Below are 15,157 nucleotides of genomic sequence, written 5' to 3'. Positions count from 1 at the left end.
ATCATTACTGAGTATTTAAGAGTAATTCAAAAAATTAAAGAGATAACATGATTCAAACGGTGCTATTTAGATTTCACAACATTTGTCAAAGAGCCACTATTCATTGCTCCAGCATCAAGATTTTTCCCATACTTTACTTTGTCAGTCTCTTGAGCATTAATTTCCTGTTTTAATGTAATGTCATCAATATTTTGAGCATTAAAATCTCCATAGTCTCCATTGGCATCTGCCATCCAGCCCTGAACCAGCATTCCAGTACTGGATGAATATAACCTTCCGTTTTCATCGAAGTTTAAGTTTCCTGCTCTGGAATAAACCTGATTGTTGCCATCTCGTAAAACAAAGAATCCATCTCCCTGAATTGCAACATCAGAAGTCTTCCCTGTTGACTGCAGGTTACCGGAAGACATATCACTATCTATACTTCCAACTCCCACACCAAGTCCAACCTGCTGTGGATTGGTACCGGCCCGGTTAGCCTGTGGTGCAGAAGCACCCTGAATTGTCTGACTTAACATTTCTTTAAAAGTGACACGGCTGCTTTTAAAACCAATAGTATTTACATTGGAAATATTGTTACCTGTCACGTCCATCATCTGCTGATGTGCATTTAAACCTGACACACCGGCATACATCGATCTTAACATATAATTTTTCCTCCTTCAGTATTTATCGGAGTCCTGCTGTTATCGACAGCAGGACAGAGCTTCCTGAAAAAGGTCCAGCTCATATCCGATTTTAAGCTAGTTTTATTATTTTTAGCTTAAATTAAATCAATTAACTTTCCTAATCTCAAATATTATTTCACTTTTATTTCATAAAAACTGCACTATCTATATTTGTAAAGACATTATCATCCATACTTTCCTCATCAACTGCAGTAACTACAGTATTATTTTCCACACTCACAATATAAGCCACATTATTAACCATCACTAGAGAATCCCTTGCTCCTTTATCGCGAGCCTTTTCTACTCCATTATTAAGCTTATCAAGTTCAGCTTTAGTAACTGGAATAGCACGGGAATTAATTCTTTTCTGTGCATGTTTCGAAAAAGAAAGTTTTTCTTTTCCTTTCATCTTTTCTCCCAGAACATCTTTAAAAGAAGGAGAATTGCTATTTTTCTTTTTCTGAGCAGTCTTATTTGGCTGCTGTGTTTTAGGTAGAGGTCGTATTGGTTGATTGATCTGTAGTCGATTATCCATTATTAACACCTCTTTTAGCTTTAAACTTCAACATTTTTAACCTGAGTAATCTTATTGATTTCAATTTCAGATCCAGTATCAAGAACTGCTAAAACTTTATCCTTGGAAGATTTAACTGCCTCAACAACCCCTTTAAGTTCAACGCCTTCAACGCTGGCTGTAATTTCTTTTCCAATTAGATTACTGTTATCAATCACCTGGTTGGAACTCAGTTTGTTTTCCAGCAGAGAATAAAGTTTTTCAGTTTTTTCCAGTGAAGAAAACTCTGCCATCTGAGATATAAACTCACGATCCTGCATTGGATTAAGTGGATCCTGATTTTGAAGCTGGGTAATTAATAACTTAAAAAATGCATCCTGACCCAGACCATTGTCACCAGTTAGACTGCCTCTCTCCGTTTCCTGTTCATATTGAGTATTTTGAGCGGCTGTTACACCGGTAATATCAGACATTTAACTACCTCCTTTAGGCAAGCAAATTGAGCTTTTCATTAGAAAAAGCCGCTCTATTAATAATTTCCTGCTGCCTCATTACTAAACTATCATTATCTAAGTCAGGGCTACCATTATGTCTTCGAACATAATACTGTCCCTGAAAGAACTGACGCTGCTCATATTCCTGATTCTGACCTGTTTCCCCATCACTAAAACCACTGTTCTGTTGATCAAAGACAAAGTTTTCCTGTTTATCAACCTGCTGGGGGCCATTTTTCGCAGTTTCAATCTTAAACTGTTCAATATTGATTCCCTGTTTAAGCAGATCTGATTTTAGTCCTTTAAGACTATTTTCCAGCTGTGCCCTCACCAGCTCACTCTCAACCAGCATTTTACCTGTTAATTCTTGATTATCATAAGAAAGACTAATATCAATTTTACCAAGTGATTCTGGTTTTAGTTGAATCTGCATTTCTTTTGTTTCCGGGGAATATTCTCCTTTAAACTGCTCCACAACCTGTGATCTTAAATCAGCACTTTCAGCAAGTTGAGCTCTGTTCTCATTATTTAAACTAAACTGCTCTGTATTAACACTTCCGTTAAGATTTTGATTTTCCTGCCCAAAATTAAAAAGCAAATTAGAATTATCTAAATCAAAAAAATTATTTTGATTTTCTAATTTCCCTGCAGAATCAAAAACAGAAGACAGATCCGAGTTTAGAGAAAAAAGTTCTGAGTTAAGCAGATCAGTTTTAGCTGCTGAATTATTAGCAGAGCTTTGTGAGTCTTGCTGTTTAAGCATTTCTTCTAATTGAACACTTAATTCTGCAAATAATGACTCTCCATCACCAGAAGTAACCATATTGACCGATTCTGACAAAGCAGAATTATCCTGATCAAGTAAGCTGCTTAAAACAGGTGTTTCGAGATTTTCCAGCCTGGAAATTTGGCCCAGTGAATCACTTTCCAGATCAACTGATTTTAAAACAGAAATTAAATGCTCTAAACTACTATCAGCATTGTCAGCTGCTTTAGTTTGATTTAAATTGGATTTTAATTTCCTACTATCCAGATTAGACAAAATTTGACTCAGTTTATTTATTTCACTCTTCAGTTCAGAATTTTCTTTTTCAGATAATTTAACTATCCCATTTTTCATTAAGTAAGACAGCTTTTCTAAATCTTCAATATTCAATGACTGAAAAGACAGCTCCTTGTTTCCTTCAGTTTCATTAAATAAATACTGCAGACTGGACTCTTCCAGATTTAATCTGTTACTGTTTTTTTTCAGTAATGACTTGAGATCTGAAATACTAAGATTATTATTCTGCAAATTTAGCATTAACTGTCCCAACATTGCTCTCTGCTCCCTATTCAAACTAACATTCTGAAGCATTGAGAGAAGTTCTGAAGGAACTTTTGTGCTGTCTTTCTGCAAAATTTTCTTCAACTTTTTAAAGAATCCCTTTTCATCAAGCTTAGCCTTTTTATTCTGACTGGATATAGGTTCTCTGGCAGAATAAGTTTTTCTTTTTTGAGGTTGACTGTTAATTTCACGCATAGTCTTAGCAAAACTTTTAGAATGCCCGGATTCAAGATTTTCTTTACCTGGCGAAAAAAAGTCTTTGTTTGAGCTTTGAATTATATTATTGACTATCGCTTCTGTCATTTATTCACCTCCTTTCACAAAGTTTTCTTTTATATACAAAATGATAACTTTGTATTTGGGCATTGAGCCCGTCACACTAAGTTTTCTTTATATATACCTAACTTTCAGAATTAATTTATTCTAAACCCAGCTGGCTGATAAACTTTGCAGCCTGCTGCTGGGGCATAGACTCTAATATTAAAGCAGCCTGTTCCTCTTTCAATCTACTTAAAACTTCAACTGCCAGATTATTTTCCAGTTCCTGAATTACAGCTGCTGCCGATTCAGGTTCCATCCGGCGATAAATGTTAGCGATTTTTTCTAACCTTGCTTCCCGATTATTCTTTTCAGTCTTTAAAGACTTATAATCTGATTCTAAATTTGCAAATTGATTATTTTGCTCTGCTAATTTTTTATTTAATTCTTCGATTTGAGTTTCTAATTCCGCAATTCTACTATCTTTTTCAGAAATTGTATTTTTAAGAGAATTATTTTCTTCTTTTAAAGAATCAAGCTCTGACTGAGTAATTAAATAATCTTTAACAAACGGAGTATTATTAGCAAGATTACTCACAGTCGCCTTAATATCAATAATTCCCAGTGCATCAAAAGACCAGGATAACATAGCAAATAATATTAAAAATAATAAGAGAAAAAATAAAATCTTTTTTATCAAGTTCATCTCCCACCCATAGAATAAAGTCGTCCCAACTCGTCAAGTTCTTTTTGCTCATCCTCCAGAAATTCTTTAACAAACTTTTCAATTTCCTGTTCCTTTAATTTTTCTAAAGTCTTTCGCTCTTTTTTCTTTTCCAGTAGAATATCAAGCTGCTCATCTACTTCTTTCTTTTTTTCCTTTTTTTCTTTACGGACTCTTTCTTGTTTAAGTTTTAAATTTTTCAAATAACGCCTGAGGCTGATATTTAGTGCAAGATCATTTTCTTGATCTCTTAAATGCTTAAAAATATTTTCTTTTTCCGATTCCAGTGTCTTAATCTTATTTTTAAGAGCATTTAACTCTTTTTTTAAGATTAAATATTTATCTTCTTCCTGTTCTTCCTGTCTGATCCTTAAATTTAAGATTTTTTCAAACTTAAATTTATATCCCTTCATTTTAAGCCACCTCAATAACTATATATCTAATTATTAGCTATTTCAATTAACCGTTTTACAGTCTGCTCATAACTGGCTGATTCATTAACCCCCTGAGTCAAAAAATCATTAATTTCATCTATTTTATTTATTGCTTTATCCACCTCAGGATTGGAACCTTTTTCATAAGCTCCAATATTGATTAAATCTTCAGACTGATTATAAGTTGCAATCATTTTCTGCAAGCTTGCTGCAGCCTGACTGTGTTCTTCGCTCACAATATCTTCCATAATTCTGCTCACACTGCTTAGAACATCAACAGCAGGATAATGACTTGCTTCTGCAAGTTCTCGCGAAAGCGAAATATGACCATCTAAAATACCTCTCACTGTATCTGAAACAGGTTCATTAAAATCATCACCCTCAACAAGCACAGTATAAAGAGCAGTTATTGACCCCTTATCATTGGTCCCAGTTCTCTCTAATAATTTGGGTAGCTCAGCAAAAACAGAGGGTGGATAACCCCTTGTAGCTGGTGGTTCTCCTATTGCAAGTCCAACCTCTCTCAGAGCCATAGCAACTCGAGTTACAGAATCCATCATCAGCAGCACATCTTCTCCCTGATCTCTAAAGTATTCTGCAATTGCAGTGGCAATATTTGCAGCTTTAACTCTCAGCAGAGCCGGTTGGTCGGAGGTAGCAACTACTACAATTGAGCGTTCTAAGCCTTCTTCCCCCAGATCTTTTTCGATGAAGTCTCTGACCTCACGTCCCCGCTCACCCACAAGACCAATAACATTAATATCAGCATTGGTATTCCGAGCAGCCATCCCAAGTAAAGTAGATTTTCCAACACCACTACCTGCGAAAATACCCATTCGCTGGCCTTTACCGCAGGTCAAAAAACCATCAATACAGCGAACCCCTAACGACAGTGGCTCTTTAATTCTTTCCCTGGTTAATGGATTGGGAGGTTTACGATTAACGGGAACTTCACTTAAACCACCAAGATCAGCGTCGGTAATTACATTTCCTGATCCATCAATTATTTTACCAAGCAGCTCTCGTCCCACCTTAACTTTCAATTTCGAATCAGTGGCCACAACTCTCGCTCCGGGCTTAATGCCTTCCATCTCACCAATCGGCATCATTAAAACTTTATTATCATCAAAACCAACAACCTCAGCTTTAATATCACCCTGTTCTCCTTTGATCAAACAGAGCTCTCCCAGTGATGCCTGGGGTCCAATAGATTCGATAACCAGACCAATCACCCGATTGATATGACCAAAATTACGAGTCATATTAATATCCTTAAGTTTATTCTCTAATTTTGACATATCTAAATCAATCATGCTGTTCTACCTCTTTTAACAACTCAGTTTTTATTAAATCAAGTTTATGATCAAGACTTCCTTCTTTGCCACCAAGATTAGTTTCAACTACACAATCACCTTTTCGCAATTCTGGATCTGAAATAAATTCAATATTTTTTTGATTTATATGCTGATAAAAACGATTCTCTTCAATATATGGCAGCAGCTGCGGATTAACCCTGACTACAATATCTCGATGATTATCGTCTACTTTTCTCAGCATATCAGAAATAATATTATTTATCATATCATGCTCTGTTTCTAATTTAACGTCAATAACAATACTGGCAATTTTAACCGCCAGTTCAATCACATCTTTGCGAATACTACTTTTTTCCTTTTCAAACTCTCTCTCAAAACTGGAAATTAAATCAACTAATTGCTTTTCCTTTTTTTCAATTTGAGATTCTGCTTCTGCCAGACCTTCTTTTCGGGCTTCATCTTTAGTTTCCTGATATATTTTATCTTTCTCAGACAGTATTTTCTCTTTTTTAGATTTTGCCTGTTCAATAATTGTTTCCGCTTCTTTTTCTGCTTCTTTAATAATTTTATCTGCTTTTTTTTCAGCCTGGCTCAAAATTTTATTTTTATTACTATTAATTTTATTTGCTTTATTTTCCTCTTTCGAAAAAGATTCATCTCTGTCATCATTATTTAAAGAAATGGTTTTAGGTTTTTGACTTATCTTATATTTACCTGTAACCTGAGATGCCTTAATAACTTTAGACAATTACTTCACTCTCCCCACCTCTGGCTATAACAATTTCTCCACTTTCTTCTAATTCTCTAATCACGTTAACAATTCTCTGCTGAGCATCTTCGACCTCTCTAATTCTTACAGGTCCCATAAATTCCATATCTTCTTCCAACATCTCTGCTGCTCGCTGAGACATATTTCCAGTTATAATATTTTCAACCTCATCACTGGCTGTTTTCAAAGCTAATGCAAGGTCGTGAGTTTCAACCTGTCGTAATACAAGCTGTACTGCTCTATCTGATAGAAGAACAATATCCTCAAAAACAAACATTCTCTTTTTAATCTCTTCCACCAGTTCCGGGTCGTCCTCTTCCAATTTGTCTAAAATATTCTTTTCAGTACCCCGGTCAACCTGATTTAAAACATCAACAATTGACTGGACTCCTCCTGCACTAGCATATTCATTAGCAGCAACTGATGAAAGTTTCTTTTCTAAGACGGACTCAACTTCCTTGATTATTTCCGGAGAAGTTCTATCCATAACAGCTATTCTTTTTGCTACTTCACTCTGAATTTCTGGTGAAAGTGAGGATAGGACTTGAGAAGCCTGAGTTGGATTAATATAGGCAAGAATCAGAGCAATTGTCTGTGGATGTTCTTCCTGAATAAAATTCAACAATTGAGTGGGGTCTGATTTGCGAATTGAATCAAAGGGCCGTACCTGAAGAGTAGCAGTTAAACGATTGATAATACTTCGGGTTTTATCCTTACCAAATGACTTTTCCAGTATTTTCTTGGCATAATTAATCCCACCAGAATTAATATAATCATTTGCTTTCTGCAGTTGCAAAAATTCTTCCTGAATCTTCTTTTTGGTCTCAGGATCAATTTTATTTTGATTGGCAATTTCTAACGTTAATTTCTCAACCTCTTCGTCATCTAAATGCTTAAAAATATCAGAAGATACGTCCGGTCCCAGTGAAATCAACAAAATAGCCGCCTTTTCTTTTCCTGTTAACTCTTCTCTCATAACAAAAACCCCTTTGACATTTATTCATCAACTAACCAGCTGCGTATCAACTTAGCTGCATTTTCTGGATCAGAATGAATCATATTTTCAAGTTCATTTTTAACTCTGGCTCTTTTTTTCTGGTCTGCATCTGGTTCAAATAAATCAATTTCTTCTTCATCTTCTTCAACTGAAACATCAACTTTACTTCCTCTGTTTGCCGCGGGTTTTTTGCGATATAAATAAATAATTAAAGCAGATGTTAGTAATAAAACTAATAATATAAGGCCACCATAAATATACATCTGTCTTCTTTCCGCTGCTGCACGAGCCTGAATAGCATCCTGAGCTGCCTGTTCAAGTGAATCGTCAAAAGCCATCGAGCTGATATTTAAAACATCACCTCGCTGCTCATTATAGCCAATTGCTGCACTAACCGCATCCCTAATTTGTTGCATAGTTTCTTCATCTGTACTCTGATCTACAACTACAGAAACAGATAAACGCTGAACCTCACCTGGCGCATAAACATGATGTTCAATTCTTTCATTTATTTCATAATTAGTAATATTATTTTTTTTCTCATAACTGCTATTTTCTCCGGTGCCATTCCCTTGATATTGAGGAATATTTGTATCTGTGCCCGGAGCACCACCTGAAGCTCCATTTTGCTGAGTTTCAGTATTTATTTCTTCACTGCGAACAATTCCACTTTCATCAATTACAGGTGAATATATTTTGCTTTCTGACTCCCTCTGATCAAAATTTAAGCTTGCGTTAACCTGAACTGCAAAGTTATTTGGTCCTAAAACCTTAGTTAACAGGGTATTTAAATCATTTTTTAAAGCAGATTCGAATTCCTGCTGCATTGCAAAATTCTGGGGATCAGACCACTGATCACTATTAGGATTAGAAGGATGAGACAGCAGGTTTCCGTTTGTGTCAACAACTGTCACCTCTGTTAAAGGTAAATCCTGAACTCCACTTGCAACTAGATTCTGAACAGCATTAACTCTTTCTGCACTCATATTATATCCAGGAGCCAGTTTAACCATAACTGAAGCCGTAGCCGACTTCTCCTCATCTAAAAATAGACTTTCCTCTGGTGGTGTGATCTGAACACGAGCAAATTCTATCCCTGAAATTGACTGAATAGAACGGCTCAATTCTCCACCCAGTGCGCGATAGTAATTAACTCTTCTTTCAAATTCTGTTGTACCAAATTCACTATTATCAAAAATTTCAAAACCGACAACTCCCTGATCCGGGAGACCTGCCGAAGCCATATCAAGTCTTAATCTATAGATCTCGCTTTCTGGAACTAAAACTGTATTACCATTACCTCCAAGCTGATAATCTACATTATTTTCATCCAGTCTTTCTACAATAGCTGCAGTATCATCTGTAGACAGGTTGGTAAAAAGAGGTTGATAGTTTGTAGAAGTTCCTCTAAATATAAGATAGCCAAAAGCTCCAGCCATTAATATTGTGAGAACAATAATTAAGATTTGAATGTTTCTATTCAATTTTTGCCACGTGTTTTGAATCTCTTCTTTATATTTTGCGAAAAATTCGGCCATCACTATACCTCTTCCATAAATACTCTTTGTTTTACCATCTTATACTATACCTGCAGACGCATAATTTCATTATATGCATCAATCACTTTGGTCTGAACTGCAGTTGTCAGATTAACTGCTACCTTAGCTTTCTCGGCAGCAATCATCACATCATGTATATTGTCTGTTTCTCCAGCGGCAAAACTGGCTGTCATAGCCTGCGAATCTTTTTGCAGCTGATTAACTTCGTTCATTTTTTCTCTAAACAAATCCGAAAAAGCTTCGGTTTTTTTGTTTTTATTCTCATTTTCAAGAGAAAAGTTTTCAAATCCACTCTGAAATTTAACTGGATTAATCTCCATTTTCTTCCCTCCTTAATTAAGTACTAATATTTAAAGCACTATTTGCCATACTCTTATAATTAGAAATTGCCTGTATGTTTGCCTCATATGCTCTGGTTGCGTCTATCATATTAACCATTTCGGTCATGATGCTAATATTAGGGAGCTCTACATAACCGTCCTCATTCGCATCTGGATGCTCAGGACGATATTCAAGGCGAAATGGAGATTGATCTTCTGCTATTTCTGCAACTTCTACTCCAGCCGATTTAAGATTATCAGAATTAATTCCAGATCCCATCTGATTTTCTATTTTCTGTCTAAAAATCGGAACTTTCCGTCTGTAGGTATTGCCATCTTCATCCCTGGTTGTTTCCGCATTAGAAATATTTGATGATATGGTATCCATTCTTAATCTCTGAGCAGTTAAACCGGAAGCACTAATATCTATTCCTTTAAACATTATTATTTACCTCCCTGCTGAATAACCTGATTTAAGGTGGAAAAATGTCCGGCAGCTCTATTTGACATTACATTATAATAAATACTATTTTTTGCCAGTTCTGCCATCTCAACCTCAACATCCACACTGTTTTCGTCATTTCTACTATTCCTATTATTCTGACTGCTGCGAACAGAAGTATATTGTTTACTAAAAGCTATATGGTTACTTTGAGTAGTTTTCAGACTAATAGAATTAGAAGAATTCATTTCCTTTTTCAAGGCAGTTTTAAAATCAATATCCTGTCTTTTGTAGCCGGGGGTGCTCACATTTGCCAAATTATTAGCAATTAATTCACCTCTCCGAGCAGAACCATTAAGCGCTCTGGCTATAATTTCTAAATTATCCATATATTCAAACCCCTTTCAAGCAAAAAAATCTACAGTCACAGCTATAGATTTTTGAATGTGCAGTCTGGCAATCATAATACAAAATATCTTAGACCCATAACTTTGCGTCATTAGCTTTCGCTAATTTTGCTAATATTTTAAATACATATATTAGTTTTTAAAAAAACAATTTATATTTAAGTATATTAATAATAAATATAATCAAAGAATTATTAAATATTATAATTTAAATTAAAGCAGCTTTTTAAGTGATTCCATTACTCTATCTTTTTTAAATGGTTTGACAATAAAGTCTTTTGCTCCCATTTCAATCGCCTGAATAACAATTTTTTGCTGACCCATAGCACTGCAAACAACAATCTGAGCACTGGGATCTATATCCTGAATTGCTTTAATAGCTTCCAGTCCATCCATAACTGGCATTGTAATATCCATAGTAACTATATCAGGATTTAATTCCTGGTATAATTCAACTGCTTCTTTTCCGTTCTCGGCTTCACCGGCTATTTCAAATTCATCTTTTAATATATTTTTTAAATTTAATCTCATAAATGCTGCATCATCAACAATTAACACCCTAGGCATTTAAAAATTACCTCCTCTAGATTATATCTACTGTTATATTATATAATAACAGAAATGATTCTTGTTTACAATAGTAAAAAAATAATTTATCTAAAAATAATAATAATGTCTTTTTTCCATCTATTACTATATAATAAATTTATATGGTAATCAAGTCTCTGCTGAATGATTTAACTTCAACTCGACCATCATCAGGATAAAAATACATTGAGCGCCCATAATCTTTGCCAACATCACTACCTATAACTTTTATTCCCTCATTTTTTAAAACTTCTTTAACTGCTTCAATATTTCTTTCACCAATCTTCATTACTGAGTCTCCACTTTCCGACTTAAACATTCCTGCCCCACCTACAATCTTAGCTGAAAGCCGCCTTTTTTTGGCACCTGCAGCCTCCATTTCCTCAATCAAAAAAGGAATCCCTGTATCTGCATATTTTACAGTTTTTTTGCCCCCTGGATTTTCAGGCAGCATAATATGGACAAGTCCCCCTACCTTAGAAAATTTATCATAAAGCGCAATTCCAATACAGGAGCCAAGTCCCAGAGTTGCTAAAACTGTATTTTCATCACCTATGGCATGATCTGCCATTTTAACAACCATTTTTTCTGCTACCAGATCCGAACTAGGCAAAACTACCACCTGCCAGTCGCTGAAAAAGAAAATCCAGGGAATCTTTTTCCGGAATGAAAAAATAAAAGAGTTCCAATTTCTCTTTACCAGCAACAAATTCTGTTTCCAGAAGCAAAATAAAATCTTCAGTCTGACTGTAATCAATAACAGAAGAACTTAAAACAGCTCCAGCCATGTCGTAAGCCATCGCTGGTACACTTTGATCAAGGTCTAAATCAGTAAAATCATTGATTGCTTTTAAATAAGCTCCACTTAGTATATTTCCCAATTCATTAAGAGCAGAATTCTGCATTTCTTTTCCGGGAAGATCATCCGTAGAAAAAATTAATTTTAACATTTTTTCAACATTTTCCATATCAACTACAAGTAAAATTTTACCCGATATTTCTCCAGAAAAATTAATCATAATACAGGCAATATATTCTTCTTCATCACCGGTAATTGCAGGTAAATCCTGGATATCAATTAACTCCACTTTAGGAACAGTCATATTTATTTCATGACCAATCATCCCTGAAAAAGCAGTGGCTGCGTTTCCCGCCCCGATATTTGCTACTTCTTTAAGTATATCTTTTTTGGTCCTATCTAATTCCATAAACTCCTCCTCCTGGTATTATTTATTTTAACTATCGACTTTTTTTAGTTCTTCTATTTCGCGATTACTTAAAACATTTTTTAGGTCAAGAAGCAGGAGAAGCTCACCATCTTTATCAGCTCTACCAACTCCCTCAATATAATCACTATCTACTTTTCTGGCTAAATCAGGAAGGTTTACAATATTTTCTCTGGTTAAAGGCTCAATTTCTTTAACATCATCAACCATCATCCCCGCAGTTAAACCATCCAGCTCTACAATTATTATTTTCTCTTCTCTATTTTTTTTCTGCCCTTCAATATTAAGACGCAACTTTAAATCAACAACCGGAACCACAGCTCCCCTTAAATTAATTATTCCGCTGATAAAATCTGGACTATCAGGAACAAAGGTCATTTCTGTATTAGAAAGGATTTCTTTTGTTTGATTGATATTTACTCCAAATTTTTTGTCTGCCAGATAAAAGATAACATACTGTTTTTTATCCCGGGTTATTTCTTTAAGCTCCAACACCATCACCTCCTGTACATTTATAAAACCTTTTTTCAGAATAAAACTTTCCTCTGCTTCATTTATCAGCTAAAAATTTAGCAAAGGAAAGCTCTTAATAACTTATTGGGTAAAAAGTGTTTTTTCTAAGTCCAGCAGAATCAAAAGATGATCCTCATCACGAGCGCAGACCCCGCGCAGGTAATCCTGACGCAATCCACTTTCCACATCAGGAGCCGGAGTAATACTATCTTCTTCTAACCAGACAATACCTTCAATATGATCTACCTGGATTCCCAGCAACATATCGTTAACTTCCACGGTAATAGTTCGCTGTTCATCTTTTTCAAAATCTCCACTATCCTGATCTATTTCAAAGCGGCTGTGCAGATCAACAACTGGAACAATTATCCCCCTCAAATTAATAACACCTACAACATGTTCATCCGTATTGGGAACATTTGTTATTTGAGCAGATTTGATAATTTCTCGAGTATATTCTATTTCTATCCCGTATTCTTCTTCTCCAATATTAAAAACTACATATTGAGCCTGACCGCTTTTTTTATTATTTTTAGCATTTTCTAAATCTACGCGTTCTTGAGCTGTCTCCATAATCACACCCCATTTATGAAATTTTAAATTCTCCAACTAATTCTTTTAATTCAACTGTCATCTCAGTCAGACTATCAACTGCCTGGTTAAGATTTTCCATCGACTCTGATTGTTGCTGAACAGAATCGGAAATCTGATCACTATTAACTGCCTGCTCTTCTGTAACTTTAGAAATATCCTGACTTCCTTTTGAAAGCTCGTTAACAGAGGCAGCTGTTTCTTTAACCTGAACAACAACATCCTTAATTTTATCAGTAATATTGTTGAAGGTTTTACCAGTTTCAGAAACAGAATTTGCTCCTGTTTTAATCTGGTCATTGGTATTATTGATAACACCAACTGTAGCCTTTATTTCATCCTGCAGGTTATCAACTAGGCCTTTAATCTCATCGGTTGATCCCTTAGTTTCTTCAGCTAATTCTCTAATTTCGTCTGCCACTACTGCAAATCCTCGCCCGGCTTCTCCTGCTCGAGCAGCCTCAATAGCAGCATTTAAAGCCAGCAGATTTGTCTGTTCTGCAATTGAAGAAATCATATTAACAATCCCATTAATTTTCCCGGCAGACTCATTAAGGTTATTAATTTTATCAATTGATTCAGCAGAGACTTCCATTACCTCTTCCATCTCTTTTTCTGTTTTCTGCATCTCTACCAGACCATTTTCTGCCAGATCATTAACCTGATCAGTATAATCAGTAATCCCCTGAACATTTTCATTAATCTCAGTGCTTGAAGAAGCAAATTCCTCTGCTGAAGCAGCCACTTCCTCAATTGAAGCAGAAAATTCTTCTACTGTAGCAGCAACATTATCAATAGACTCAGAAGTTTGAGCAGCGGTTGCTTTTAACTCCTCACCTGTCTGATCAGTTTTTAAAGCAGAATCATTAATGTTTATAACCAGTTTTTTAATGTTTGCTACCATTTGATTAAAAGCATCTGCAAGTTCGCCAATTTCATCTTTGTTATCAATATTAACAGTTTCTGTTAAATCTCCACCGGCTATTACATTTGCAGAATCACGTAGTTTTAAGATTGGTTTTGCAATATACCCCGCAATATAATAAGCGACCACAATTCCGATAATCACTGCAATAATGCCAATTAATAAACTCATATAGCGCATTGTGGTAATTGGAGCCATAACATTAGCATTTTTTGCCTGAATTGCAAGTGCCCAGTTGGCAGATTTTAAGGGAGCAAAAGCAACTCCACGTTCAGCTCCCAGCAGATCATAGAATTCTATCTCACTGGCATCTGAATGCATTTGCTCAAATAAAACTTTCATCTCCGGTCCACCGGCTTCAAGTATCGACTGGTTTCCCTGATATTCAGGATTTTCATGAGCAATCACATGGTTGTTTTCATTAATTATAAAACCAGATCCCTCACCATTTATATTCATTGAAGTACTCATCTGATTAAATACAGAAAGAGGAATTGATCCCCCAAAAATCATGGTTAAATTTTCGCCTACAAAGTAGGGCTCGATTATTAAAACTGATTGTTCTTCAGCCCCCGGGGTCTGCACCGGATCACTAATAAAAGTTTCTTTACTTTCTAGAGCTCTCTTAAAAAAATCCATTTCTGATACATTTATTTCTTCGTCAGAATAAGTTGTACTCATCTGTCCATTTAAATCAATTAAAAAAAGTGAAGATAGATAAGGGTGTTCTTCCACTATAGTTGCAAAATGTTCATTATTACCCATATTAAAATAAAGCTGTCTTGCCAGTTCGGTATCCAAAGTTGTGCGGCTGTCAAACCAACTGTGGTCCAGATTTTTGACTGAACTTATGCTCTGATCAATAACCATATCCAGCTGTCTGGCATTATTACGAACTTTGTCTAAAGCTGACTGATAGATACTTTCCTCCAGAATACTCCTCGACTGAAAATAAGTAAAAACTGAAGAAAGTAAAATTAAGGCTAAAACTAAAATACTTATAATTATTATTAATTTTGTTCTGATACTCTGCCAGTTAATTTTATCGATACTAAGGTCCATCTTTTTATCTCCCCTATTTT

The 15,157-nt window shown here is 35.3% G+C and carries 19 protein-coding genes and 1 riboswitch; all 19 genes read right to left on the bottom strand.

Annotated features, from left to right (window positions below; genetic code table 11):
- Window positions 1-62 precede the first annotated feature (62 nt).
- The 19 genes from DFR80_RS11655 to DFR80_RS11565 all read right to left on the bottom strand — a co-directional run bounded on the left by DFR80_RS11655 (window position 63) and on the right by DFR80_RS11565 (window position 15,137).
- Window positions 63-647 (bottom strand): flagellar hook-basal body complex protein, encoded by a 585-nt coding sequence (locus tag DFR80_RS11655; RefSeq protein WP_114490064.1) that lies wholly within the window; start codon window positions 645-647, stop codon window positions 63-65.
- A gap of 163 nt (window positions 648-810) precedes the next feature.
- The gene (locus DFR80_RS11650; protein WP_114490063.1) at window positions 811-1,206 is read right to left on the bottom strand and encodes a TIGR02530 family flagellar biosynthesis protein; all 396 of its coding nucleotides are present in this window, start codon (window positions 1,204-1,206) and stop codon (window positions 811-813) included.
- 20 nt (window positions 1,207-1,226) lie between these two features.
- Window positions 1,227-1,658, bottom strand: a complete 432-nt coding sequence (locus DFR80_RS11645) for a flagellar hook capping FlgD N-terminal domain-containing protein (RefSeq protein ID WP_114490061.1) — start codon at window positions 1,656-1,658, stop codon at window positions 1,227-1,229.
- 13 nt (window positions 1,659-1,671) lie between these two features.
- On the bottom strand, window positions 1,672-3,309 hold the full coding sequence (locus DFR80_RS11640; protein WP_114490060.1) for a flagellar hook-length control protein FliK: 1,638 nt from the start codon (window positions 3,307-3,309) through the stop codon (window positions 1,672-1,674).
- Between the two features lie 115 nt (window positions 3,310-3,424).
- Window positions 3,425-3,970, bottom strand: a complete 546-nt coding sequence (locus tag DFR80_RS11635; RefSeq protein WP_233493849.1) for a MotE family protein — start codon at window positions 3,968-3,970, stop codon at window positions 3,425-3,427.
- The gene (locus DFR80_RS11630; protein WP_076544439.1) at window positions 3,967-4,401 is read right to left on the bottom strand and encodes a flagellar export protein FliJ; all 435 of its coding nucleotides are present in this window, start codon (window positions 4,399-4,401) and stop codon (window positions 3,967-3,969) included. Before DFR80_RS11630 ends, DFR80_RS11635 begins: the two co-directional genes overlap by 4 nt.
- Window positions 4,402-4,427: 26 nt before the next feature.
- The gene (fliI, locus tag DFR80_RS11625; RefSeq protein ID WP_114490058.1) at window positions 4,428-5,735 is read right to left on the bottom strand and encodes a flagellar protein export ATPase FliI; all 1,308 of its coding nucleotides are present in this window, start codon (window positions 5,733-5,735) and stop codon (window positions 4,428-4,430) included.
- Window positions 5,728-6,486, bottom strand: coding sequence for a FliH/SctL family protein (locus DFR80_RS11620; protein WP_076544441.1), 759 nt, complete (start codon window positions 6,484-6,486; stop codon window positions 5,728-5,730). Before DFR80_RS11620 ends, fliI begins: the two co-directional genes overlap by 8 nt.
- On the bottom strand, window positions 6,479-7,483 hold the full coding sequence (fliG, locus tag DFR80_RS11615) for a flagellar motor switch protein FliG (protein WP_114490057.1): 1,005 nt from the start codon (window positions 7,481-7,483) through the stop codon (window positions 6,479-6,481). The genes DFR80_RS11620 and fliG overlap by 8 nt, the downstream gene beginning before the upstream one ends.
- Before the next feature lie 20 nt (window positions 7,484-7,503).
- Window positions 7,504-9,042 (bottom strand): flagellar basal-body MS-ring/collar protein FliF, encoded by a 1,539-nt coding sequence (fliF, locus tag DFR80_RS11610; RefSeq protein ID WP_114490055.1) that lies wholly within the window; start codon window positions 9,040-9,042, stop codon window positions 7,504-7,506.
- Window positions 9,043-9,086: 44 nt separating this feature from the next.
- Entirely contained in the window at window positions 9,087-9,383 is a 297-nt protein-coding gene (gene fliE, locus DFR80_RS11605) for a flagellar hook-basal body complex protein FliE (protein WP_076544444.1), read from the bottom strand.
- 16 nt (window positions 9,384-9,399) lie between these two features.
- Window positions 9,400-9,825, bottom strand: a complete 426-nt coding sequence (gene flgC, locus DFR80_RS11600) for a flagellar basal body rod protein FlgC (protein ID WP_114490054.1) — start codon at window positions 9,823-9,825, stop codon at window positions 9,400-9,402.
- Window positions 9,826-9,827: 2 nt separating this feature from the next.
- Window positions 9,828-10,214, bottom strand: a complete 387-nt coding sequence (flgB, locus tag DFR80_RS11595; RefSeq protein WP_114490053.1) for a flagellar basal body rod protein FlgB — start codon at window positions 10,212-10,214, stop codon at window positions 9,828-9,830.
- A 55-nt stretch (window positions 10,215-10,269) separates the two neighbouring features.
- A riboswitch (cyclic di-GMP riboswitch) is annotated at window positions 10,270-10,355 on the bottom strand.
- A gap of 90 nt (window positions 10,356-10,445) precedes the next feature.
- A complete protein-coding gene (locus DFR80_RS11590; RefSeq protein ID WP_076544447.1) occupies window positions 10,446-10,799 on the bottom strand; it encodes a response regulator in 354 nt (117 codons plus the stop codon).
- A 139-nt stretch (window positions 10,800-10,938) separates the two neighbouring features.
- Window positions 10,939-11,442, bottom strand: coding sequence for a chemotaxis protein CheD (locus DFR80_RS11585; RefSeq protein WP_233493847.1), 504 nt, complete (start codon window positions 11,440-11,442; stop codon window positions 10,939-10,941).
- Complete coding sequence (locus DFR80_RS11580) at window positions 11,426-12,028, bottom strand: chemotaxis protein CheC (protein WP_076544448.1); 603 nt, start codon at window positions 12,026-12,028, stop codon at window positions 11,426-11,428. Before DFR80_RS11580 ends, DFR80_RS11585 begins: the two co-directional genes overlap by 17 nt.
- Before the next feature lie 27 nt (window positions 12,029-12,055).
- Window positions 12,056-12,538 carry a chemotaxis protein CheW gene (locus tag DFR80_RS11575; RefSeq protein WP_158537715.1) on the bottom strand — a complete coding sequence of 161 codons (483 nt, stop codon included), beginning with the start codon at window positions 12,536-12,538 and terminating at the stop codon, window positions 12,056-12,058.
- A gap of 102 nt (window positions 12,539-12,640) precedes the next feature.
- A complete protein-coding gene (locus DFR80_RS11570; protein ID WP_076544450.1) occupies window positions 12,641-13,132 on the bottom strand; it encodes a chemotaxis protein CheW in 492 nt (163 codons plus the stop codon).
- A gap of 13 nt (window positions 13,133-13,145) precedes the next feature.
- Window positions 13,146-15,137, bottom strand: coding sequence for a methyl-accepting chemotaxis protein (locus DFR80_RS11565; protein ID WP_147270189.1), 1,992 nt, complete (start codon window positions 15,135-15,137; stop codon window positions 13,146-13,148).
- Between the last annotated feature and the right edge of the window lie 20 nt (window positions 15,138-15,157).

The sequence above is a fragment of the Halanaerobium sp. ST460_2HS_T2 genome (assembly GCF_003337665.1).
Lineage (GTDB): Bacteria > Bacillota > Halanaerobiia > Halanaerobiales > Halanaerobiaceae > Halanaerobium > Halanaerobium kushneri.
Note: the sequence above shows the minus strand (reverse complement) of the source record. Positions and strands in the feature narration are given on the sequence as shown.